At 63.0% G+C, this 23,856-nt stretch carries 15 protein-coding genes and 1 pseudogene; 8 read left to right on the top strand and 8 right to left on the bottom strand.

The features are described from left to right. Positions 1 to 83 precede the first annotated feature (83 nt). The 5 genes from kdpB to FSY45_RS11245 all read right to left on the bottom strand — a co-directional run bounded on the left by kdpB (position 84) and on the right by FSY45_RS11245 (position 6,256). Positions 84 to 2,174 (bottom strand): potassium-transporting ATPase subunit KdpB, encoded by a 2,091-nt coding sequence (kdpB, locus tag FSY45_RS11265; RefSeq protein ID WP_046460983.1) that lies wholly within the window; start codon positions 2,172 to 2,174, stop codon positions 84 to 86. Positions 2,175 to 2,177: 3 nt separating this feature from the next. After that, positions 2,178 to 2,891 carry a K(+)-transporting ATPase subunit C gene (kdpC, locus tag FSY45_RS11260; protein ID WP_046460982.1) on the bottom strand — a complete coding sequence of 238 codons (714 nt, stop codon included), beginning with the start codon at positions 2,889 to 2,891 and terminating at the stop codon, positions 2,178 to 2,180. A gap of 64 nt (positions 2,892 to 2,955) precedes the next feature. After that, on the bottom strand, positions 2,956 to 4,662 hold the full coding sequence (kdpA, locus tag FSY45_RS11255) for a potassium-transporting ATPase subunit KdpA (RefSeq protein ID WP_046460981.1): 1,707 nt from the start codon (positions 4,660 to 4,662) through the stop codon (positions 2,956 to 2,958). 115 nt (positions 4,663 to 4,777) lie between these two features. Beyond that, complete coding sequence (gene kdpF / locus FSY45_RS11250) at positions 4,778 to 4,873, bottom strand: K(+)-transporting ATPase subunit F (RefSeq protein WP_003061706.1); 96 nt, start codon at positions 4,871 to 4,873, stop codon at positions 4,778 to 4,780. Between the two features lie 108 nt (positions 4,874 to 4,981). Next, positions 4,982 to 6,256, bottom strand: coding sequence for an MFS transporter (locus FSY45_RS11245; RefSeq protein ID WP_046460980.1), 1,275 nt, complete (start codon positions 6,254 to 6,256; stop codon positions 4,982 to 4,984). A gap of 266 nt (positions 6,257 to 6,522) precedes the next feature. On the opposite strand from FSY45_RS11245, the gene FSY45_RS11240 reads away from it, so the two are divergent. The 5 genes from FSY45_RS11240 to FSY45_RS11220 all read left to right on the top strand — a co-directional run bounded on the left by FSY45_RS11240 (position 6,523) and on the right by FSY45_RS11220 (position 12,646). Continuing rightward, the gene (locus FSY45_RS11240) at positions 6,523 to 8,151 is read left to right on the top strand and encodes a peptide chain release factor 3 (RefSeq protein ID WP_034357174.1); all 1,629 of its coding nucleotides are present in this window, start codon (positions 6,523 to 6,525) and stop codon (positions 8,149 to 8,151) included. A gap of 165 nt (positions 8,152 to 8,316) precedes the next feature. Continuing rightward, positions 8,317 to 9,117 (top strand): HAD-IIB family hydrolase, encoded by an 801-nt coding sequence (locus tag FSY45_RS11235; RefSeq protein ID WP_046460979.1) that lies wholly within the window; start codon positions 8,317 to 8,319, stop codon positions 9,115 to 9,117. Between the two features lie 251 nt (positions 9,118 to 9,368). Then, on the top strand, positions 9,369 to 10,355 hold the full coding sequence (locus FSY45_RS11230; protein WP_046460978.1) for a TRAP transporter substrate-binding protein: 987 nt from the start codon (positions 9,369 to 9,371) through the stop codon (positions 10,353 to 10,355). Positions 10,356 to 10,557: 202 nt separating this feature from the next. Continuing rightward, positions 10,558 to 11,073 carry a TRAP transporter small permease gene (locus FSY45_RS11225; RefSeq protein ID WP_046461114.1) on the top strand — a complete coding sequence of 172 codons (516 nt, stop codon included), beginning with the start codon at positions 10,558 to 10,560 and terminating at the stop codon, positions 11,071 to 11,073. A 286-nt stretch (positions 11,074 to 11,359) separates the two neighbouring features. Next, positions 11,360 to 12,646, top strand: a complete 1,287-nt coding sequence (locus FSY45_RS11220; protein ID WP_046460977.1) for a TRAP transporter large permease — start codon at positions 11,360 to 11,362, stop codon at positions 12,644 to 12,646. Between the two features lie 81 nt (positions 12,647 to 12,727). Here the strand turns inward: FSY45_RS11220 and FSY45_RS11215 are convergent, their stop codons facing one another. Further along, on the bottom strand, positions 12,728 to 13,462 hold the full coding sequence (locus tag FSY45_RS11215) for an IclR family transcriptional regulator (RefSeq protein WP_255443305.1): 735 nt from the start codon (positions 13,460 to 13,462) through the stop codon (positions 12,728 to 12,730). A gap of 229 nt (positions 13,463 to 13,691) precedes the next feature. Here FSY45_RS11215 and FSY45_RS11210 point away from each other — a divergent pair, with 229 nt between their 5' ends. The 3 genes and pseudogenes from FSY45_RS11210 to FSY45_RS11200 all read left to right on the top strand — a co-directional run. Then, positions 13,692 to 15,338, top strand: coding sequence for a GMC family oxidoreductase (locus tag FSY45_RS11210; protein ID WP_046460975.1), 1,647 nt, complete (start codon positions 13,692 to 13,694; stop codon positions 15,336 to 15,338). 44 nt (positions 15,339 to 15,382) lie between these two features. After that, the gene (locus FSY45_RS11205; RefSeq protein WP_046460974.1) at positions 15,383 to 16,720 is read left to right on the top strand and encodes an MFS transporter; all 1,338 of its coding nucleotides are present in this window, start codon (positions 15,383 to 15,385) and stop codon (positions 16,718 to 16,720) included. Between the two features lie 120 nt (positions 16,721 to 16,840). Beyond that, positions 16,841 to 16,978 (top strand): annotated as a pseudogene (locus tag FSY45_RS11200) (TRAP transporter large permease); the annotation flags it as partial. A 157-nt stretch (positions 16,979 to 17,135) separates the two neighbouring features. Here FSY45_RS11200 and FSY45_RS11195 read toward each other — a convergent pair. Beyond that, on the bottom strand, positions 17,136 to 17,897 hold the full coding sequence (locus FSY45_RS11195) for a hypothetical protein (protein WP_046460973.1): 762 nt from the start codon (positions 17,895 to 17,897) through the stop codon (positions 17,136 to 17,138). Positions 17,898 to 17,912: 15 nt separating this feature from the next. Continuing rightward, entirely contained in the window at positions 17,913 to 23,849 is a 5,937-nt protein-coding gene (gene uvrA / locus FSY45_RS11190; RefSeq protein ID WP_046460972.1) for an excinuclease ABC subunit UvrA, read from the bottom strand. Between the last annotated feature and the right edge of the window lie 7 nt (positions 23,850 to 23,856).

The raw sequence follows: 23,856 nt of genomic DNA, 5'->3' as shown, positions 1-23,856 counted from the left end.
GTGAAGCAAACAGATCAGACTTGCCGCGCCCGCAGGGAACGCGGACAAGCCAGAGAAACGAGAAAGCAAGGCCTGGATATGACTTAGACGAGGCCCAGAACTGTCAGCAGCATGTCGATGAGCTTGATGCCAACAAACGGCACGATCAGCCCGCCCAGGCCATAGATCAGCAGGTTTCGGCGCAGCAGCAGGGCCGCACCCACGGCGCGATACTGCACACCACGCAAGGCCAGCGGCACCAGGGCGATGATGATCAGTGCATTGAAGATCACGGCACTGAGGATGGCGGAATCGGCGCTGTGCAGCTGCATCACGTTGAGCGAGGCCAGTTGCGGATAAGTGCCCACAAAGGCGGCAGGAATGATGGCGAAATACTTGGCCACATCATTGGCAATGCTGAAGGTGGTCAACGCGCCGCGCGTCATCAGCATCTGCTTGCCGGTTTCCACCACCTCGATCAGCTTGGTGGGGTTGCTGTCCAGGTCCACCATATTGCCGGCCTCTTTGGCAGCCTGGGTGCCGCTGTTCATGGCCACGGCCACATCGGCCTGGGCCAGGGCCGGAGCATCGTTGGTGCCATCCCCCGTCATCGCCACCAGGCGGCCCGCAGCCTGGTGCGAGCGGATCAGCTGCAGCTTGTCTTCGGGCCTGGCTTCGGCCAGGTAATCATCCACCCCTGCCTCTGCGGCAATGGCGGCAGCCGTCAGCGGGTTGTCGCCCGTCACCATCACCGTCTTTATGCCCATGCGGCGCAGCTCGGCAAAGCGCTCGCGCATGCCCGGCTTGACGATGTCCTTGAGTTCGATCACGCCCAGCACCTTGGCGCCATCTGCCACCACCAAAGGCGTGCTGCCCTTGCGCGAGACGTTATCCACAGACAGTTGCACCTGAGCCGGGAAGCTGCCTCCCAGTGCCTCGACATGCCGGCGCACGGCATCGGCGGCCCCCTTGCGCAAGCTGCGCAAGCCTTGTGGACTCTGCAGATCCACACCACTCATACGCGTCTGTGCGGTAAAGGGGACGAACTCGCCCGGAAAATCCGCACTGCTGCGATCGGGCAAGCCATGACGCTCCCTGGCCAGAGCCACCACGCTGCGGCCTTCAGGTGTTTCATCTGCCAGAGATGAGAGCTGTGCGGCTTCGGCCAGCTGCGCGGCGCTCGTTCCAGGGGCCGGCAGAAACTCGCAGGCCTGGCGGTTGCCCAGGGTGATGGTGCCGGTCTTGTCCAGCAGCAGCACGTCCACATCACCGGCAGCCTCCACGGCCCGGCCCGAAGTGGCGATGACATTGGCCTGCATCATGCGGCTCATGCCGGCCACGCCAATGGCCGACAGCAGGCCGCCAATGGTGGTCGGAATCAGGCAGACCAGCAGCGCAATCAGCACGGCAATGCCGACCACCGAGCCCGTTCCGGCCTGTGACACCGCAAAGGCCGAGAAGGGCCACAGCGTGACGATGACCAGCAGAAAGACCAGCGTCAGCCCCACGAGCAAAATCGTCAGCGCCATCTCGTTCGGAGTCTTCTGGCGCTTGGCCGACTCGACCATGGAGATCATGCGATCCAGGAACGACTCGCCGGGGTTGACCGTGACTTCCACCACCAGCCAGTCCGACAGCACGCGCGTGCCGCCGGTCACCGACGAGAAGTCGCCTCCGGCCTCGCGGATCACGGGCGCGGATTCGCCGGTGATCGCGCTTTCGTCCACCGAAGCAACGCCCTCGATCACCGTGCCGTCAAGCGCAATCGTGTCGCCGGCTTCCACGAAGATGACCACGCCCTTGCGCAGTTCGCTGGCGCGCATGGGAATCCATGAACTGCCGAAATGCGGTTGCTGCAGCAGCTTGGCCACCGTATCGCGCTTCATGCCGCGCAGGCTGGCGGCCTGGGCGCGGCTGCGGCCCTCCGCCAATGCTTCGGCAAAGTTGGCAAACAGCACGGTGAACCACAGCCACAGCGCAATCGCCAGAACAAAGCCGCTGTTCTCGCTGCCCGGCTCCATCAGGCTCTGCCACCACAACAGACTGCTCAGGATCGCACCCAGATACACCACAAACATCACTGGGTTGGCCCACTGCGTACGCGGCGAGAGTTTGCGCAGCGCATCCCACAGAGCCGACTTCACCAGCCTGGCATCGAGCAGGCTGCGGCCTGCCGTCATTTTCTTCGTGCTCATGGCTTACTCCTTCACTGCGCTGGTGGCGGGCTGCAAGGCGTCCAGCGCCAGATTGAGCTGCAATACATTCACACGCGGCTCGCCCAGCAAGCCCAGCGTGCGCTGCTCTGTTTCCTGCGCCAGCAATGGCTGCACCTGGTCTGGCGAGAGCCCTCGCGCCTTCGCCACACGCGGCAGTTGCAGCAGCGCATTGGCCATAGAGATATGCGGGTCCAGGCCCGATGCCGACGCCGTGACCGCATCCACCGGCACCGCCAGGTCTGCGGCCAGACCGTTATCGGCGCGGTACTGTGCGACACGCTGCGCCACGGCTTCGGACAAGTCCTTGTGCGTGGCCCCCTGGTTGCTGGCGCCAGACAGGCCTGCGTTGTAGGGAGCCGCAATGTTTGCCCCTTCCTGACTCGGATCGGGAGCGACTGTGGCGCTGGGACGGCCATGGAAGTACTGCGGCCCGGTGAATTGCTGACCGATCAGGGCCGAGCCCACGATCCGACCCTGGCGTTCGATCAGGCTGCCATTGGCTGCATGCGGGAACAGTGCCTGCGCCACACCCGTGGTCAGCAAGGGATAGGCAATGCCGGAGATCGCCATCACCAGCAGGGCGGCGCGCACGCTGCTGCCCAGCAGATGTGGCCAGGAGGCGGATTCCGCCTCGGGCTGCGCTTGAGCATGGCTTGGCAGCACTGAAGCGCAAAGAGTTTGAGTCGATGTTTTCATGATTTGCTCCCTGGTCTGCAGCCTTGCATGGACTGCAGACCATTGGCATCAATTGGATAGAACGTTAGGCGTACAGCTGAGCCACAAGCATTTGCAGGTGCTCGATCACGGGCCCCAGAGCCAGCGCCGGCAGAAAGGTCAGACCGCCCACCACCAGCACCACAAACACCAGCAGGCCCATGAACAACGGCGTGGCCGTGGGGAAAGTGCCCGGGCCCGGAGGCACGGTGGCCTTGGCGGCCAGGCTGCCGGCCACGGCCAGCATGGGCACAAGCGTCAGAAAGCGCCCTGCCAGCATGGCCAGGCCCGTGGTGGTGTTGAAGAAGGGCGTGTTGGCATTCAGCCCTGCAAAGGCCGAGCCGTTGTTGGCCGTGGCCGAGGCATAGGCGTAGAGAATCTCCGAGAAGCCATGCGGGCCGCGGTTGTTGAGGCTGGCTGCGGCATCCGGCCAAAGCACGGCCAGCGCCGTGAAGCCCAGAACGCAGGCCGGCGGCACCAGCACCGCAAGCATGACCAGCTTGATCTCGCGCACCTCGATCTTCTTGCCCAGGAATTCAGGGGTACGCCCAATCATCATGCCGGCCAGAAACACCGTGAGGATGGCGTACTGAATCAGGTTGATCAGTCCCACGCCGTCGCCGCCGAACACGCAGTTGAGCATCATCTGCGCCAGCGGCGTGATGGAGCCCAGCGGGGTCAGCGAATCATGCATGGCGTTGACCGAGCCCGTGGTGGCCGCGGTGGTGGTAGCCACGAACAAGGCCGTATCGGCAATGCCGAAGCGCAGCTCCTTGCCCTCCATATTGCCGCCGCTCTGGATCAGGCTGTATTGCTGATCGGCTCCGGCGCGCGCCAGCAGCTGGCTGCCGTTTTGCTCGGCCACAAACACCAGGCTCAGAAAGCCGACGAACATCACCATGCAGGCCGCAAACAGCACCCAGCCCTGCTTGCGGCGCAGCAGCATGGAGCCAAATGCGTAGGTCATGCCGGCCGGGATCAGCAGCATCGAGAGGATGTGCAGCAGATTGGTCAGCGGCGTCGGGTTCTCGAACGGATGTGCCGCATTCATGCTGAAGAAGCCGCCGCCATTCGTGCCCAGATGCTTGATGCTTTCCAGGCTGGCCACGGGCCCCATCAGCAGTTGCTGCCGGGCGCCTTCGAGCGTCGTCGCCACCGCGTCGGTGTGCAGAGTCTGCGGAATGCCCTGCCAGACATAGACCAGGGCCATGATGAAGGACAGCGGCAGCAGTACGCGCCAGAACACGCGCACGAAGTCGACCCAGAAGTTGCCGACATCCTTGCTACTGGATCGCGCCAGGCCGCGCACAAAGCCGGCACCGGCAGCAACACCCGTGGTGGCACCGGCAAACATCAGAAAGGTGATGACCACCATCTGCGTTGCATTGCTCAGGCTGTTCTCACCCGAGTAGGCCTGCCAGTTGGTATTGGTGATGAAGGAGGCTGCGGTGTTGAAGGCCAGGTCGGGCGCCTGCGCCGCGATCTCCAGCGGGTTCAGCGGCAGTGCGCCCTGCAGACGCAGCAGCAGATAACCCAGCAGCATCATCAGCGCATTGCTCAGCACCACAGCGGCGCCATAGCGCTGCCAGCCCATGCGCTCCTGCGGGTTCACGCCCATGACCCGGTAGCTCAGGCGCTCCAGCCAGCCATGACGCTCGCTGGTAAAGCAGCGTGCCAGCCATTGGCCCATGGGTATGGTCAGCAAGGTTGCCGCAGTCAGCACGGCGGCAAATTCCATCCAGGGTAACCACATGATCCACCCCTTTCACAGACGCGCCAGGGCGCGCACAAAGCCCAGCAGTCCGACAAAGCAGACCACCGTCAGGCTCACAAAAATCAGGTCTTGCAGCACTTGCATGGCAGCCCCTTCAGAATTTCTCGGGGCGCAGCAGCGCATAGCCCAAATAGGCAAACAGCCCCAGCGCCGTCAGGGCGGCCAGGGCTTCAATCCAGGTGATGGTCATTTCATTCCTCCCGCAAGCCGTTCACGCGGCTTGATTGCGATGGAGGAACTGTAGAAATTCGCCCGTCAAGAACGGGTAGAGATTGGGCGTGCCGATATCAAGACGGCATCAAGAAGCGGCTCGATTCGCGGCCGCAATCCCGGCCAGCCACTGAACGCGCAAGGCCAGCACGATGACCAGCGCCAGTACAGCCAAGGCCACGGAGCCCACGCCCGTCCAGCCCCAGCGCGACCAGAACCAGCCCGCCCCGGCCCCCAGCACGCTGGAGCCCATGTAATAGCCCCAGAGATATAGCGATGATGCGTGCCCCTTGGACTGCGTGGCCAGTCGCCCCACCCAGCCGCTGGCTACCGAATGCGCGATGAAGAACCCTGCCGTCAGCAGGACGATGCCGAGCACGATGACGGCCAGCGGCTGCAACAGGGTCAGAACCACGCCTGCGGCCATCAGCAAAGTGCCAGCAACCAGCACCGGGCCGCGGCCCAGCCTATCGGCCAGCCCCCCGGCAATCGGCGACGCCGCCGTGCCCAGCAGATAGGCGTAGAAGATATGGCTGATCTGCAGCTGGCTCAGACCATAGGGCGATGCGCTGAGCAGAAAGCCGGCATAGTTGTAGATGCTGACAAACACGCCCATCAGGCCGAAGGCGATCAGAAACAGCAGCGGCAGGCCCGGGTGGCGCAGATGCCGGCCCCAGGCCTGCAGGTGATACCGGGCACCCAGCCCGGTCTTCTTGATGAAGTTGCGCGAGTTGGGCAGCAGCCAGACAAAGCCCAGGGCTGCCAGCAGGTCAAGCACCGACAGTGCAGCCATGGCATGGCGCCAGCCCCAGAACTCGGTCATGGCGCTCATGCCGACCCGGCCCAGCATGCCGCCCAGCGCCGTGCCACCCACATACAGGCCCATGGCAAAGCCCAGGCCGGGCGGGTCGATCTCCTCGGACAGATAGGCCATGGCCACGGCAGGCACGCCGCCCAGCAACAAGCCTTCCAGCGCGCGTGCGGCCAGCAGCGCATGCCACTGCGGCATGAACGAAGCCAGCAGATTGCACAGCGCCGCCAGTGCCATGGAGATGAACATCAGCTTGCGCCGCCCCAGCCCCTCGGACAAGGCCCCCGCCAGCACAATGGAGCCGGCCAGGCAGGCCGTGGATACCGACAGCGCCAGCGCGCTCTGTGCCGGACTGACGGCAAAGCTGTGGGCCAGCTCGGGCAGCAGCGGCTGCACGCAGTACAGCAGGGAGAAGGTGGCAAACCCCGCCAGGAACAGCGCCACGCTGACCCGCCGGTACTCGGGCGTGCCGCGCTTGATCCATACCGGAGCGGCAGAGGCTGGAGACTGGATGGGCAAGGAGGTGTTCACATCCTGCGGGGCGCTGTTCATGAGGGGTAAATAAGGACCGGAGACTAGGCCGCTATTGTGCTCCGCATCTGCCAGTTGCCGGAGCCAGCGGCCCTGGGCAATGGCGTCGCCCGTCCCGCATTTGCCGGAGCATCTCCATGAATTGGCCCTGCCGTTAAAATAAGCGCCCTCAAGACTTATTCACAGGTCTGCCCTGCATGGGTGCGGGCCTGGTGCGGCAAACGGACCGCCGCACCTTTTGTTGTCACAGCCGGCGTTCTCCGGCTGTATTTACAGCTCTCAATACTGTGTCATACGCCCCAGAAACCCGGCGCCGTCGTACGTTCGCCATCATCTCCCACCCGGACGCGGGTAAGACCACGCTGACCGAAAAGCTGCTGCTGTTCTCGGGCGCGATCCAGATTGCCGGCGCCGTCAAGGGCCGCAAGGCCTCGCGTCACGCCACCTCCGACTGGATGGAAATCGAGAAGCAGCGCGGCATCTCGGTGGCCTCGTCGGTGATGCAGATGAGCTACCGCGACCATGTGATCAACCTGCTCGACACTCCCGGCCACAAGGACTTCTCGGAAGATACCTACCGCGTGCTGACGGCCGTGGACTCGGCGCTGATGGTGATCGACGCGGCCAACGGCGTGGAGTCGCAGACCCGCCGCCTGATCGAGGTCTGCCGCCAGCGCAACACGCCCATCATCTCCTTCGTCAACAAGTTCGACCGTGAAGTGCGCGACCCGCTGGACATCATGGACGAAGTCGAGCGCGAGCTGGGCATGCCCTGCTGCCCCATCACCTGGCCCGTGGGCCAGGGCAAGAGCTTCGGCGGCATCATCAATCTGCAGACACAGAGCATGACGGTGTTTGCCGCCGGCAGCGAGAAGCGCCCCGAAGACTTCGAAGTCATCCCGCTGACCGAAGTCGACAGGCTGCGTGCCCGCTTCGGCCAGGCCTACGACGATGCCATCGAGAGCATGGAACTGGCCCAGGGCGCATCGGCCGAATGGGATCACCAGGCGTTTCTGGAAGGCAAGCTGACCCCCGTGTTCTTCGGCTCCGGTGTGAACAACTTCGGTGTGATGGAAGTGCTGAACGCAGTGGTCGACATGTCGCCCCCGCCCGGCCCGCGCGTCGCCTTCACCGAAGTGAACCGCCAGCGCGAAGAAGTCACCATCAACCCCGAAGACAAAACCTTCGCAGGCGTGGTGTTCAAGGTGCAGGCGAACATGGATGCCAACCACCGCGACCGTATCGCCTTCGTGCGCGTGGCCAGCGGCAAGTACACGCCTGGCATGAAGATGAAGGTGCAGCGCACCGGCAAGGAGCTGCGCCCCACGTCCGTGGTGACCTTCATGAGCCAGCGCCGCGAGGCCGTCGACGAGGCCTATGCGGGCGACATCATCGGCTTCACGATTCACGGCGGCGTGCAGCTGGGCGACTCCATCACCGACGGCCCCAGCCTGCAGTTCACCGGCCTGCCCTTCTTCGCACCCGAAATGTTCATGACCGTGGTGCTCAAGAACCCGCTGCGTACCAAGCAGCTGCAGCAAGGTCTGATGCAGCTGGGCGAGGAAGGCGCGATCCAGGTCTTCAAGCCCGATGTCGGCGGCAATATGCTGCTGGGCGCCGTGGGTCAGCTGCAGTTCGAAGTGGTGCAGCACCGCCTCAAGACCGAGTACGACTGCGACGTGCGCCTGGAAGGCTGCCAGTACACAGGGGCGCGCTGGATCACGGCCGACTCGCCCGCCGAGCTGCGCGAGTTCGAGAACGCCTACCCCATGCGTCTGGCGCATGATGCAGCCGACACCCTGGCCTATCTGTGCACCAGCCCCTATGACGTGCGCCTGGCGCAGGAGCGTTTCCCCAAGATCCACTTCCACCCGCTGCGCGAGCATGCGGGCCTGGCACTGGGCTCGGCGAATTGAGCGTGGTCACCCCCTGAGGCGCTTCGCCTAGGCGGCCCCGCGCCTTCCCCCTCTCTGGCTTCGCCGGAGGGGGACGACATCCTCGCTGCGAGGCGGCTCTTGCTCGATGTCTCTGAGCTGGACCGCGCTAGCTTCAGGCGAGGATCAACATCGAGAGAGTTTGTTGTGAGCCAAGAATTTCTGCGCCCTTTGTCTGAACTGCGGACACCTGCCAAGCTGCTGGGCGTGCTGACCGATATCGACGACACGCTGACCACCGACGGCGTGGTGCCCGAGCATGTGGTGGCCGCGATTGCGCGCCTCAAGGATGCGGGCCTGAAGGTGGTGCCCATCACCGGCCGTCCCGTGGGCTGGAGCGTGCCCTTTGCATCGGCCTGGCCCGTGGACGCCATCGTGGCCGAGAACGGTGCCGTGGCCCTGCGCCGCAATGCCCAGGGCGGCCTGGACAAGCTCTACCAGCAATCCGCCGACGAGCGCACCCGCAACTTTGCCCGCATGCAGCAGGTGCTCGAGCAGATCGAGGCCACCGTGCCCGGCGCCAGACGCGCCACGGACTCGGCCGGCCGCGAATGCGATATCGCCGTGGACCACAGCGAATTCACGAACATGCCCCAGGCACAGATCGATGAATGCGTGGCCATCATGAAGGCGGCCGGCATGAACGCCACCGTCAGCTCCATCCACATCAACGGCTGGTTCGGCGAGCACAACAAGCTCGAAGGCGCGCGCTGGATCACACGCGAGCTGTTCGACATCGATCTGGACGCCACGCTGGCGCGCTGGGTGTATATCGGCGACTCGACCAACGACCAGCAGATGTTCGAGCACATGCCCCACAGCGTGGGCGTGGCCAATATCGCGCGCTTCGTGCCTCAGCTCAGGCATCTGCCGCGCCATGTGACCTCGGCCGAGCGCGGCGACGGCTTTGTGCAGCTTGCCGATCAGTTGCTGACTCAGCAAAAATAGTAGCTTCAACCGCTCTTTGCTTAACGATTTCACTATCAAAACAATCTGAAATCGTTTGAAAACAAGCGCAAGCAGCTCTCATTTTCAAAGGCCTCCGTGCTTGCCGGCACAGAGGCCTTTTTTGATGCCCATCCATCGCCAAACACGATGCACCCACCCGTACAAGACGACCCCCGGGCGCGTAAAAACCCACGGTTGGCACTCACTACAATTTTTGATTCATTTCAAAACATTTCTGAGAGACCAACACCATGCGCATGATTCGCCGCACCTTCGTCGCCACGGCCGTGGCAGCAACAGCCGCCCTGAGCGCAGGCACTGCATTTGCCCAGGGCAAGGAAGTCAAGATCGGCTATGCGCTGGCCGTCAACTCCCACTACGGCGCTGCCGCCAACGCCTGGGCCGAGGGCGTGGAAAAAGGCACCAACGGTGCCTACAAGTTCAAGCAGTTCCCTGCCTCCGCCCTGGGCGGCGAGCGTGAGCTGATCGAAGGCCTGCAGCTGGGCACCGTGGAAGCCGCCATCGTTTCCACTGGCGCCCTGAGCAACTTCGTGCCCGATGTGGGCGTGGTGGACATCCCCTTCCTGTTCCGCGACACCCAGCACGCACGTGCCGTGATGGACGGCGCCTTCGGTCAGGACCTGCTGGCCAAGTTCCAGAAGCGCGGCCTGATCGCCCTGGCCTGGGGCGAGCAGGGCTTTCGCCATCTGAGCAACAACAAGCATGCCGTCAATGGCGTGGCCGACCTCAAGGGCCTGAAGATCCGCGTGACCGAGAACCCCGTGCACATCACGGCCTTCCGCACCCTGGGTGCCTCGCCCACCCCCATGTCCTGGCCCGAAGTCATCGGTGCGCTGCAGCAAGGCACGATCGACGGCCAGGAGAACCCCATCTCCGTGCTGGTGTCCGCCAAGCTGTGGCAAGTGCAAAAGCACCTGACCCTGACTTCCCACGTCTACGCCCCCATGGCCCTGATCGTGTCGCCCTCGTTCTGGGGATCGCTGAACGCCGCCCAGAAGACCGCCTTCACGGAAGCCGCCAAGAGGGGTGCGCTGGCCTCGCGCGCCTTTGTGGACAACGTGGAGAAGAAGGGCGTTGAAGAAGCCAAGGCCAACGGCATGAAGGTCGTGGAGAAGGTCGATCAGGCCGCCTTCCGCACCGCGCTGGAGCCCGCGTACAAGGAATACGCCAAGAAGTTCGGCCAGAAGACGCTGGACTCCATCACCGCCGTCAAGTAAGCAACCGGCAACACGGGCCTGCCTCCGCGGAGACGGGCCCGTGCATTTTTCTCCCTCCTGGGCAAGGCAGGTCCTTGCCCGGCTGCGGTCAGCACGAATGGACTTGCGCCAATTCCCGCCGATGATGACGCAGCCTTCAACTCCGTGACGCAGCCGGCTCTTGCGGCAGGTTTCGCCGCTGCCTCTGCTCACCCCCACTCCTATGCTTGATCGTATCGAACGCATTCTCGTGGCCGGCAATCGCTGGCTGCTGATCTTGCTGCTGCTGGCCATGGCCTGCATCGTCTTTGCCAACGTGGTGCTGCGCTACACCACGGGCGACTCCATCGTCTGGGCCGAGGAAGTGGCCCGCCACATGATGATCTGGGTCACTTTTCTGGGCTCCGGCCTGGTGCTGCGCTTTGGCGGCCATGTGGCCATCGACAATCTGCACCGCAGCGTGAGCACCCGCAAGGCGCAGGCCATGCGCGGCTTTGTCGTGCTGATCCTGGCGGTCTTCTTTGTGGTGATGACCGTGACCTCGTCGCAGTATGTGTACGCCACACGCTTTCAGACCACGGCGGCCACGGACATTCCGATCTCCTATATCTACGGCGCCATGCCTGTGGGCTTTGTGCTGATGCTGATCCATCTGCTGTTCATCGCACGCGGCTACATCACCACAGGCAGCTTCGCCGAGTCCGATGAAATGGATGCGGATGCCGCAGCGTCGATATGAAACACCCCCTGAGTCGCTGCGCGCCTTCCCCCTGGAAGGGGGACGACAGCCTAGCTGCGGGGCGGCGCGGCCGGCATAGGCCCTTGCTCGCTGCCCCTGGCTTGGGTCAGGCCAGTTTTATGCGTTGCGCCACGAATCTGAGTCGCTGTGCGCCTTCCCCCTGGAAGGGGGACGACAGCCTAGCTGCGGGGCGGCGCGGCCGGCATAGGCCCTTGCTCGCTGTCCCTGGCTTGGTTCAGGCCAGTTTTATGCATTGCGCCACGAATCACTGATCGATTGAAACATCATGGGTATCACTTTATTTGTTGCCATCATCGCCCTGCTCACGCTGGGCTTTCCGGTGGCGTTTGCGCTGGCCATCTCGGCAGCCCTTGCAGTCTTTGTCGGCGGACGTTATCCACAGCTGATCGTCTTCAAGGAAATGTTCACGGGCATCGACAGCTTTCCGCTGATGGCCGTGCCCTTCTTCATCCTGGCCGCAGAGCTGATGTCGGGCGGTGCGCTCACGGCCGTGCTGCTGCGCTTTGCCGCCCAGTTCGTCGGCCATCTGCGCGGCGGCCTGGGCTATGCCAATGTGCTGTCGCTGACCATGTTCTCGGGCATCTCGGGCTCGGCCCTGGCCGATGCCGCCGGCCCCGGCTCCATGATGGTCAAGATGATGGACAAGGCCGGCTACAGCCGTCCCTATGCGGCCGCGCTGACGGCCAGCACCGCCATCGTCGGCCCCATCATTCCGCCCTCGGTGAGCATGATCATCTATGCGCTGCAGGATGAGAACGTGTCCGTGGGCGGACTGTTCATGGCCGGTTTCATTCCCGGCATTCTGATCGCGCTGGCCATGGCGGCCGTCAACTGGTGGGTCTGCAAGAAGCGCAACTACCGCAGCACCGAGCCGCGCCCTTCGGCACGCGAGATGTGGAGCACCAGCTTCAAGGCCATCCCCGCGCTGATGCTCATCGTGCTCATCGTGGTCGGTATCCGCTTCGGCATCTTCACGCCCACGGAAGCGTCCGTCGTGGCCGTCTTCTATGCCCTGGTCTGCGGCAAATGGGTTTACCGCACGCTCAAGTGGTCGGCCCTGCCCGGCATCCTGGCGCGCTCGGCCATGCTCACGGCCTCGGTGCTGCTGGTGATGGCGACCTCGGCCGCCTTTGCCTGGGTGCTCACGGTGGAAGGCATTCCGCAGTATCTGTCCGAGCTGATCGTGAGCTGGGAACTCTCGCCCGTGATGTTCCTGATTGCCGTGAACATTCTGCTGCTGGTCTTCGGCATCTTCATGGAGCCGCTGCCCGGCGTGATGATTCTGGTGCCCATTCTCGCGCCCATCGCCTTCAGCCTGGGCATCGATCCCACGCACTTCGCCATGGTGGTGATCGTCAACCTCACGCTGGGCATGATCACGCCGCCGGTCGGCGGCCTGCTGTTCGTGACCGCCGTGTCCACGCGCGTGTCCATCACCGAGCTGACGCGCGAGATGCCGCTGTTCCTGCTGGCCCACTTCGTCGTGCTGTGCCTGCTGACCTTTATCCCCGAGCTGTCGACCTGGCTGCCTCACACGCTGGGCTTCCAGTAACCGCCATGCTCACGGCAAAAAGGGCTGCCCCAGGGCAGCCCTTTTTTGCTGCACATCCCGCGTCCAGCGGATAGCGCAGCGCTAGAACAAGAGCTTGCCCATGCGCTGTGCAGCAGCCTGCAAATGCGGCAAACCCATCAGCGCCTGTTCCAGAGACATGCGTGCCTGCGGCGCATGCACCGCCAGCGCAGCACGGCACAGCCCTTTGTCGTCCTTGATCGGTACGGCCACGGCAATCATTCCCAGCATGAACTCTTCACGGTCGCAGGCATAGCCAAGCGCTTGAATCTGCTGGACCTGTTGGGCCAATGCCTCGGCTGATTGCAAGGTGCGTGACGTACAAGGCGTCAGCAGCAGGTTTTCCAGCACGGCCTGACGACGCTGATCAGCCATATGCGCGAGGAAAAGCTTGCCACTAGCCGTCGCATGCAAGGGTACGAGGGAGCCGACCTCCAGCTGCATGCGCAAGGGCCAGTGCGTCTCCACACGGTCCAGATAACGTACACGGGTTCCATCAAGAACCGTGAGGTTGCAGGTCTCACCCAAGGTCTGCACCAGCTGGGACAAAACCTCATGGCGCAAAGCCTGGCGCGGATCGCATTGCAAGGCTTTCACCGCGAGACTGAGCAAGCGTGGACCCGGTGCAAAACTGCGGTCTCCCTCGTGCCGCGTCAGCCACTGGCGCGACTCCAGCCCCGAGCACAAACGCGAAGCCGTGGCCTTGGGAAAGTGCAGCGCATTGGCAATTTCCATCAGCCCCGGAGGTTCGCTGCTTTGGGTCACGTAATCGAGCACCGCGAGCGCACGGTCCGACATTGAGCTGGGATCTTCCTGGGAGGGTTGTGCGGCATCGGAAGCACTTTGTGGAATTGCTACGGGCATGACAGGAATGATGGCACAGCTCGCTGATACGCCAGTTGAAAGCCCATGCGTCCCGGTATTTACACCAGCAAGGGAAAGCGCTGATTGCAGCGGGCAATCACGCATTTAGAGTTCCATCAAAAGGAACAAATAGTTCCTCCAAACAGAACAAAAGGAGATTTTCGTGTCAGAAGCGATCGCAAGTTATGACTACGTCATCGTCGGCGCCGGCTCTGCGGGATGCGTTCTCGCCGCACGACTTTCCGAAGACCCCGGCAACAAGGTCCTGCTGCTGGAGGCAGGGCCTCCTGATCGCTCTGTCTGGATCCACTTGCCCATCGGTTATGGCAAGACCATGTGGAGCCCTCAATACAACTGGCGTTTCGAGACAGACCCTGACCCCAATATGAACGGACGAAGAATCTATTGGCCCAGAGGCAAGACCTTGGGTGGAAGCAGTTCCATCAACGGCCTGATCTACGTGCGAGGCCAGGCACAGGACTACGATCACTGGGCCGCGCTGGGCAACCCGGGCTGGTCTTATGAGGATGTGCTGCCCTACTTCATCAAGTCCGAAGGCAATGCACGCGGCGAGTTTCCCTCGCATGGCGGCACAGGCCCTCTCAGAGTCTCCGACATCGGCGCAAAACATGAGCTGATCGAAGCCTTCATCGGCGGAGCTCAGCAGATTGGCGTGCCCCGCACCGATGACTTCAACGGCCGTCTGCAGGAAGGTGCCGGCTACTACCAACTCACCACCCACAAAGGCCTGCGCTGCAGCACCGCCAAAGGCTATCTGGGGCCGGCTCGCAACCGCCCCAATCTGCACATCGAAACCGATGCCATGGCAACCAGCTTGATCATGCGAGGCAAACGGGCCATAGGCGTGAACTTCTTTCAGCGCGGGAAGACACGCAAAGCCATGGCCAATGCCGAGGTCATTCTGAGTGCGGGAGCCATACAGTCCCCCCAGCTCATGCAGCTTTCAGGCCTGGGGCCACGTGCGCTGCTGCAAAGCAAAGGGATCCCCGTGGTGCTGGACTTACCGGGCGTCGGCGAGAACCTGCAGGACCATTTGCAGATTCGTCTAAGCTTTGAATGCAGCAAACCCATTACCACCAACGATCAGCTGAATTCCTGGATAGGTACAACAAAGCTGGGGTTGGAGTGGCTGCTGTACCGATCTGGCCCGCTGGCCGTGGGCATCAATCAAGGCGGCTGTTTCATGCGTGCACTCAAGCATGTGGATGGCCGGCCCGTGGCGAGCACGCCAGATATTCAATTTCACGTCTCCACGCTTTCGGCAGACATGGCGGGTGGCAAGGTGCATCCCTATTCGGGCTTCACCATGTCGGTATGCCAGTTGCGCCCCGAGTCGCGCGGCCATGTGCGCATACGCTCACAAGATCCGTTTGAGCCGCCATCGATGCAGCCCAACTACCTGAGCACCGAACTCGATCGCCGCACCAATGTCGCTGCCGTGCGCGCGGCCAGAGAGATTGCGCAGACCTCGGCCATGGCGCCTTATGTAAAGCAGGAAATCAAGCCTGGCCCGGCTCAGCAAAGCGATGAAGAGCTGCTGGAGTTCTGCCGTAACAACGGGGCCACCATCTTCCACCCCAGCGGCACCTGCAGCATGGGCCCGGCCCAGAACCCCATGTCCGTCGTAGATGCCCGCCTGCGCGTGCACGGAATTCAGGGTCTGCGTGTGGTCGATTGCTCGGTCATGCCCACTCTGGTCTCCGGCAACACCAACGCCCCCGTCGTGATGATGGCCGAGAAGGCCGCAGACCTGATCAAGGAAGACGCAAAGCAGTTCCAAGTCGCATGACTGCTTTTATTCCAAGAAACCGCGACAAGACACCAGGAGACATCATGGCAAAAGACAGTGATCCCAAGGTCGTTCGTAAGGTAGTCACCTCTGCTCTCATCGGCGCCACCATCGAGTGGTATGACTTCTTTCTTTACGGCGTTGTCGCCGGCATCGTTTTCAGCAAACTCTACTTTCCCGGAGAAGACCCGCTCATCTCCACCTTGCTGGCCTACACCACATTCGCGGTCGGCTTTGTCACGCGCCCTCTTGGCGGCATCATCTTCGGCCACTTCGGCGACAAGGTGGGTCGCAAGAGCATGCTGGTCATCACGCTCATGATCATGGGCGTTTCTACCTTTCTCATCGGACTGACTCCGACCTACGCGCAAATCGGCATCGCCGCACCCGTTTTGCTGTTGCTGCTGCGTATCGCGCAAGGCATAGGGCTAGGCGGAGAATGGGGCGGAGCCGTGTTGATGGCCTATGAATATGCACCCAAGAACCAGCAAGGCTTCTACGCATCACTGCCTCAGATCGGGCTGGCCATAGGCTTGTTCATGGCATCGGGCGTCGTGGCACTGCTGTCCTGGCTGTGTACCGACGAGCAGTTCATGACCTGGGGCTGGCGCATCGCCTTCCTGATATCGGGACTGATGGTACTGGTAGGCATGTACATCCGCCTGCACGTCAAGGAGACGCCGGAATTTGCTGCCATCAAGGAGCGCAACGCAGAAACGGCGATTCCCTTTTTTGACATGATGCGCCGCTATCCCGGCAACGTGCTCAAGGGCATGGGAGCCCGCTATATCGACGGCGTGTTCTTCAACGTCTTCGGCGTGTTTTCCATCAGCTACCTGACCAACACTGTGAAGATATCGCGCACCGATGCGCTGATGGGCGTAATGCTGGCGGCCGTGGTGATGTGCGTGACCATCCCGTTCTTTGGCCGTATGTCGGACAGACTGGGGCGAGCCCGCACCTATATGTGGGGCTCACTCATTACTGCCATCTCGGCTTTTCCAGCCTTCTGGCTGATGACGAATAGCAACGGCAATGCGATGCTGATCTGGGCTGCCATCGTCATTCCGTTTGGCGTGCTTTATGCATCGGTCTATGGTCCGGAAGCAGCGCTTTTCTGCGACCTTTTCGACGCCAAGGTTCGCTACACCGGCATCTCCTTCGTCTATCAGTTCTCGGGCATCTTTGCGGCGGGCATCACTCCCATCATCGCGACCAGCCTGATCAAGGCAGGTGACGGCTCGCCCTGGCTGATCTGCCTATACGTCCTGTTTGCCGGCCTGGTCTCCGCCTTGTGCGCCATGTCCATAGGCCGCAGCCCGCAAGCGCAGGCTGAAAGCCAGCCCGACACTCGCCCGGCAAGCACGTACAGAAGCGCTTGAACGTCGATCCGAGACGGGGCAATACCCGACCCTGGGCCACGGCATCAGCCTCTGCCCAGCACAGGCGCCAGTGCCTTGCCGGTGTGGGTGCCGATGCTGACCAGCGCCTCGGAGGTTCCCGTAACCACGCGCGTGTTCATCACCGAGCTGACGCGCGAGATGCCGCTGTTCCTGCTGGCCCACTTCGTCGTGCTGTGCCTGCTGACCTTCATTCCGGCACTGTCCACCTGGCTGCCGCATACGCTGGGCTTCCAGTAAAGCGGACTGTGCTGGACCACAAGGCCTGCGTGCATCACGCGGGCCTTTTTTCGATCAAATAATCGGTGCCGCGGCCCCATGAACACCATGCACCTGCCTTGGCAGAAATGGCACTGGTGATGCGTGATGATGGTGAGGTGTGTTGTGGAAGGACGCGCTACAAGCGACGTTCGCTCACTTCCACGCGCGCGCCCAGCGCCCCGAAATGCTGCACCAGGCGGTCCTTTTGCAAGGCGCTGACGCTATCGTCGAGCAGCGTCAGCGGCAGCCTGGTCTTGAGTTTCAGCAGCTCCTGCACAGACAGCGTCGTGAAGATTTTCCTGAGCGCCAGCATGACCCTGGCCGGATCGGGCCCCAGCTCCAGCAGGCGCACGGTGTAGAAGATGGTGGAAGAGCGCGTTTCACGCGGCACCAGTGGCGCTTTGGCTGCCTTGGCCTGCACATGCGCCATCAACTCCTCGAGCGAGGCGAACAATGGCCTGGCAGCGCGGTGCGGCTCGTCATGCCACTTCCACAGCACAGGCACTTCGGGCCGACTCATGTCACCGATCAGCGGGTCGCCATCCAGGCCATGGGTCAGCACCAGCCAGTGCGGGCTCCAGCCATCCGCCATCGCACCATCGATCCAGCGCAGATCACCGGTCGTGCTGGCCTTGAGGTCCAGGCCGAAGCGGTACTCACCAGTCTGAGACCACAGCCCTTCCGCATCGGTGGCACGCTGCATCGCGAGCCAGTTGCCTGCGCCTTCACGCCATGCAGGAAGCTGCAACCACGGCATCGCATCCCTGCAGCCAAGCGCCCAGGTCATCCAGGTCTGCACCGCCGGCGGCAGCGGTGGGCGCGCGATCTGCGCCATCCACGCGACACGCGAGGCCGCCAGCTCAGCCGGTGCAGGAAAGTTGCTACGCGAGAAGGACATGGTGCGCGCCGCCTCTTACCGCGCCAGGACCGGCGCCAGCGCCTTGCCGGTATGGGTGCCGATCTTCACCAGCTCCTCGGGAGTTCCCGTGGCCACGATGCGCCCGCCGTCCTTGCCGCCTTCGGGGCCCAGATCGATGATCCAGTCCGCCTCGGCAATCACGTCGAGGTCATGCTCGATGACCACCACGCTGTGGCCGCCGTCGACAAGGCGGTGCAGCACATGGATGAGCTTGTCCACATCGGCCATGTGCAGGCCCACGGTGGGCTCGTCCAGCACGTACAGCGTGTGCGGAGCCTTCTGCCCGCGGCGGCCGATATCATCGCGCACCTTGGTCAGCTCGGTCACCAGCTTGATGCGCTGGGCCTCGCCGCCCGACAGCGTGGGCGATGGCTGACCCAGGGTGAGATAGCCCAGGCCCACGTCTTTCAGCAACTGCAGCGGATGGGCAATCGAGGGCATGGAGGCGAAGAACTCCACGGCCTCGTCGACCTCCATCTTCAGCACATCGCCAATGCTCTTGCCGCGCCAGCTCACGGCCAGGGTTTCGGGGTTGAAGCGCGCACCATGGCAGACCTCACAAGGCACTTTCACATCGGGCAGAAAGCTCATCTCGATGGTGCGCACGCCCTGGCCTTCGCAGGCCGGGCAACGGCCTTCGCCGGTGTTGAACGAGAAGCGGCCCGCCGCATAACCCCGGGCCTTGGCTTCCAGGGTCTCGGCAAACAGCTTGCGAATCGTGTCCCAGAAGCCGATATAGGTCGCAGGGCAGGAGCGCGGTGTCTTGCCGATCGGCGTCTGGTCGACTTCGAGCACGCGATCAATCGTCTCGAAACCCTTGAGTCCCTTGCAGCCCACGAGCGCCGGCGACTTGCCGTCATCCATGGCATCGCGGCCGGCCTTGGTCGAGCGCTGCTGCACCCAGGCCGCCACATTGCTCAGCAGCACATCGCGCGCCAGCGTGGACTTGCCCGAGCCGGACACCCCAGTCACGGCTACCAGCCGCTTGAGCGGAACCCGGGCCTCCACGCTCTGCAGATTGTGCAGATTCGCGCCCAGCACCGTGAGCCAGTGCAGTGCGTCGCTGTCTTGCTGCACCACATTTTCAGTAGCAGCTACCGCTTTCTTTTTCTTGGCTTTGGATGGTTTCGTATCTGAAACCGCCTTATCACCAGCGTCAGCAGCTTCTGTATTAATAGCATCTGGCTGCACCGGAGGCTCACCCTCGCCCACCCACAGACGCGGCTTGAAAGGGTGGCGCATGGCGTGCAGCAGATAGCGCCCCGTGACCGAGTCCTTGGCCGCCATGATGTCATCCACCGTGCCCTCGGCCACCAGACGGCCGCCGCGAATGCCGGCGCTGGGGCCGATGTCGATCACGTGGTCGGCGCGGCGAATCGTGTCTTCGTCGTGCTCCACCACCACCAGCGTGTTGCCCTTGTCGCCTAGCTTGTGCAGGGCATTGAGCAGAATCTGGTTGTCGCGCGCATGCAGGCCGATGGTGGGCTCATCCAGCACATAGCAGACGCCTTGCAGATTGCTGCCCAGCTGCGCGGCCAGACGGATGCGCTGGGCTTCGCCCCCGCTCAGCGTGGGTGCGCCGCGATCCAGCGTCAGATAGTTGAGACCGACTTCTTCAAGGAATTCGAGACGACTCTGGATCTCGGGAATCAGATCGCGCGCAATATCGGCTTCGCGGCCCGTGAGCTCCAGGCTCTGTATCCAGTGGCGCACATCGCTGACCGACAGTTGGGCAATATCGGTAATCGCCTCGTCGTGAAACTTCACGGCTCGCGCCACAGGGTTCAGACGTGTGCCATGGCATTTGGGACAAACGACTTCAGCCAGGTCTTCCACTTCCTGGCCTTCGAACTTCACCTCACGGCCCCGGTTGTCGTCGGCCAGCAAGGTGTCGTCATAGACCTTGCGCTGGTCCTTGGTCAGCTTCACGCCCGTGCCCACGCAATCGGGACACCAGCCATGCTTGCTGTTGTAGGAGAACAGACGCGGGTCCAGCTCGGCATAGCTGGTGGCGCAGACCGGGCAGGCGCGCTGGGTGGAGAACACCTGCAGCGCACCGATGCCGGCCGTGCTCCGGCCGCCCTGCATGGCGTCGGCCAGATTCTCGATGCCCGAGAGTACATGCAGCACGCCCTTGCCGATCTCCAGCGCCTGGCGCAGATGGCCGCGCAACTCCTTCTCGTTGGCCGCTGTCACCGTCACGCTGGCCACGGGCAGCTCGATGGTGTGCTCCTTGAAACGGTCTATGCGCGGAAAGCCCGTGGTCGGCAGAAACTCGCCGTCCACGCGCAGATGCGTGTAGCCCTTGGGTCTGGCCCAGTCGGCCAGCTCGGTATAGACGCCCTTGCGGTTGACGACCAGCGGACTCAAGAGGCCTATGGTCTGGCCACGGAAGTTCGTCATCAGCTGCGCGGCAATGCTTTCCTCGGTCTGCGGCTGCACGATGGCATCGTCGTGTATGCAGTGCTGCACGCCCAGCTTCACATAGAGCAGACGCAGAAAGTGCCAGACCTCGGTGGTCGTGCCCACCGTGGACTTGCGCCCGCCGCGCGACAGGCGCTGCTCGATGGCCACCGTGGGCGGAATGCCGTAGACCGCATCGACCTCGGGACGGCCCGCAGGCTGCACGATGGAGCGCGCATAGGCATTGAGCGATTCGAGATAGCGACGCTGGCCTTCGTTGAACAGAATGTCGAAAGCCAGCGTGGATTTTCCGGAACCCGAGACACCGGTCACCACATTGAACTTGCCGCGCGGCACATCGACCGTCAGCGACTTGAGGTTGTGCTCCTTGGCGTTGACGATTTCAATCGAATTCTTGGCCTGCAGCGCTTGTGCGGCCTTGGCTTTGCGCTCTGGTTTGTAGAGCATGGGCGCGACTTCGCGCACCGCCTCGCCGCCCACGCCCATGGCCAGGTCGTATTCACGCAAGGCCTGGGCCGTGTGCGACTCTTGCACATGGCGCACATCTTCAGGCGTGCCCTGGGCCACTATCAGACCGCCGCCATCGCCGCCTTCGGGGCCCAGATCGATGAGCCAGTCACTGGCGCGAATCACGTCCAGGTTGTGCTCGATGACGATCAGCGAGTGGCCCGCTTCAAGCAGCTTGCGCAATGCGCGCATGAGCTTGGCAATATCTTCGAAATGCAGGCCGGTCGTGGGCTCGTCGAACAGGAACAGCGTGCCTTTCCTGGCCAGCGACTGCTTGGATTTGGACTGCGCCTTGGCCGCCTCGGCCAGGAAGCCTGCCAGTTTCAAGCGCTGCGCCTCGCCGCCCGACAGCGTGGGCACCGGCTGGCCGAGCTTCACGTATTCCAGGCCCACATCGACGATAGGCTGCAGCGCGCGGATCACATCGCGGTCCTGCGCAAACAGCAGCGCGGCTTCGGCCACCGTGAGCTCCAGCACATCGGCCACATTCAGCGGCTGGCCGTTGCGCTCGATTTTCACCTCCAGAATCTCGGGGCGATAACGCGTGCCGTTGCAATCGGGGCAGCGCAGATAGACATCCGAGAGGAACTGCATCTCCACATGCTCGAAGCCCGAGCCGCCGCAGGTCGGGCAGCGGCCGTCGCCGCTGTTGAAGCTGAACTTGGCAGCCGTGTAGCCGCGCTGGCGCGACAGCGGCGCCACGGCGAACAGCTCGCGGATCGCATCCCAGGCGCCCACATAGCTGACCGGGTTGGAGCGCGCCGTCTTGCCGATGGGCGACTGGTCCACGAACATCACATCGGCCAGATGGTCCGCGCCCAGCAGGCGCTCGAACGCGCCCGCCGCATCGGTGGGCTTGCCGAAATGGCGCATCAGCGCTGGCACCAGCACATCCTGGATCAGCGTGGATTTGCCCGAGCCCGAAACGCCGGTGATGGTGACCAGGCGCTGCAGCGGAAAGTCCACGCTGATATCGCGCAGATTGTGCTCGCGCGCGCCTTCGAGAATCAGGCGCGGCGTGCTCTCGGTCACCATGCGCTTGAGACCGAAGCCCACCTGCTTGCGCCCGCCCAGATAGGCGCCGGTGAGGGTATCGGCCTGGCGCAGATCCTCGGGCGTGCCGTCGAACACGATCTGGCCGCCGCGTGCACCGGGGCCCGGCCCCATGTCTATCATGCGGTCGGCGGCAAACATCACGGCCGGGTCATGCTCCACCACAACCAGCGTATTGCCCGCATCGCGCAGGCGCTGCATGGCCTCGGTGATGCGTTCCATATCGCGCGGGTGCAGACCTATCGATGGCTCGTCGAGCACGAACAAGGTATTGACCAGCGAAGTGCCCAAAGCGGTGGTCAGATTGATGCGCTGCACCTCGCCACCGCTCAGCGTGCGGCTCTGACGGTCCAGCGTGAGATAGCCTATGCCCACATCGCACAGATACTGCAGCCGCGTCATGACTTCTGCATGCAGCATCTTCAAGGCCTGGGCTTCACCATCATTTTTAACGGCGTTGTTGTCTGGCGCCAGCTGCGCAAAGAAGTCACGCAGGCGCGTGATCGGCAGGCGCATCAGGTCATGCAGACACAGGCCAGGCAGGCTTTCCAGCTGCTCGCGGCTCCAGCCCACCGCCTGCGGCATGAAGCGCTGGTATCTGCCGCTCTCGTCGCCGGGCGGCAGCACGGCATCCGCAGCCTGCTTGCCGCCTATGCGCCAGAGCAGGCTTTCGGTCTTGAGACGCGCACCTCCGCATGTCGGGCATTCGGTATAGCTGCGGTACTTGGACAGCAGCACCCGGATATGCATCTTGTAGGCCTTGCTTTCGAGATACTCGAAAAAGCGGCGAATGCCATACCAGGTCTGGCTCCACTTGCCGTTCCAATTGGGCGAGCCTTCGATCACCCAGTCCTTCTGCGCCTGGGTCAGCTTGGACCAGGCCGTATCGCGTGGAATGCCCTCGGCCTCGGAATGGCGCATCAAATCGTCCTGAATCTCCTTCCAGGCCGGCGTCTGGATCGGCTTGATGACACCGGTGCGCAAGGTGAGCTTTTCATTGGGAATCACCAGTCCCCAGTCCACCCCTATGACTCGGCCGAAACCACGGCAGGCATCGCAGGCGCCCACCGCGGAGTTGAAGGAAAACAGCGAGGGAATCGGCTCCTGATAGGTCAGATTGCTCTCGGGGCAATGCAGACCCAGCGAGAACTTCCACAGCTCGGGCTCGGCCGACTCAACACCGCTTTCAGGCAACACATAGACCGTGAGCCTGCCGCTGCCGCGCTTGAGGCCCACCTCGATCGCCTCCATGGCGCGGGACCGCTCGGCCTTGCCGAGGCGAAAGCGGTCGGCAATCACATCCAGCACCTTGATCTTCTCGGGGGCTGGCTTGGCCTTTTTCTTGCCCTTGGCGACCTCATCAGCTGCTGGGTGAGCGCGCTCCACTTCGCGCTCGGCCTGCACCTTGGTGAAGCCGCTGGCAGACAGCCATTGCTCCACCTCTTCGGCCGAGGTATTGGCCGGCAGCTCCACCGGGAAGGTGATGGCAATGCGCGGATCGCCCGCGGCCTCGCAGCGCTGGGCCAGTTCGGCATAGATGCTGTCCGCCGTATCGTGGCGCACCGGCAGGGCCGTCCTGCTGTCGAACAACTGGGCCGCGCGCGCAAACAGCAGCTTGAGGTGATCGTTGATCTCCGTCATCGTGCCCACGGTGGAGCGCGAGTTGCGCACCGGGTTGGTCTGATCGATGGCAATCGCGGGAGGCACACCCTCGACCTTGTCCACGGCCGGCTTGTCCATGCGATCGAGGAACTGGCGCGCATAGGCGGAGAAGGTCTCGACATAGCGGCGCTGACCTTCGGCGTACAAGGTGTCGAACACCAGACTGGACTTGCCCGAGCCGCTGGGGCCGGTGACCACGGTCAGCTCACCGGTACGGATATCGATGTCCAGATTGCGAAGATTGTGCTGGCGAGCACCACGGATACGGATCAGGCCCTGCGTCATGTTCTGC

The organism is Comamonas sp. Z1 (assembly GCF_008121555.1).
GTDB lineage: Bacteria > Pseudomonadota > Gammaproteobacteria > Burkholderiales > Burkholderiaceae_C > Comamonas > Comamonas thiooxydans.
This window is presented reverse-complemented; position numbering and strand designations above follow the sequence as displayed.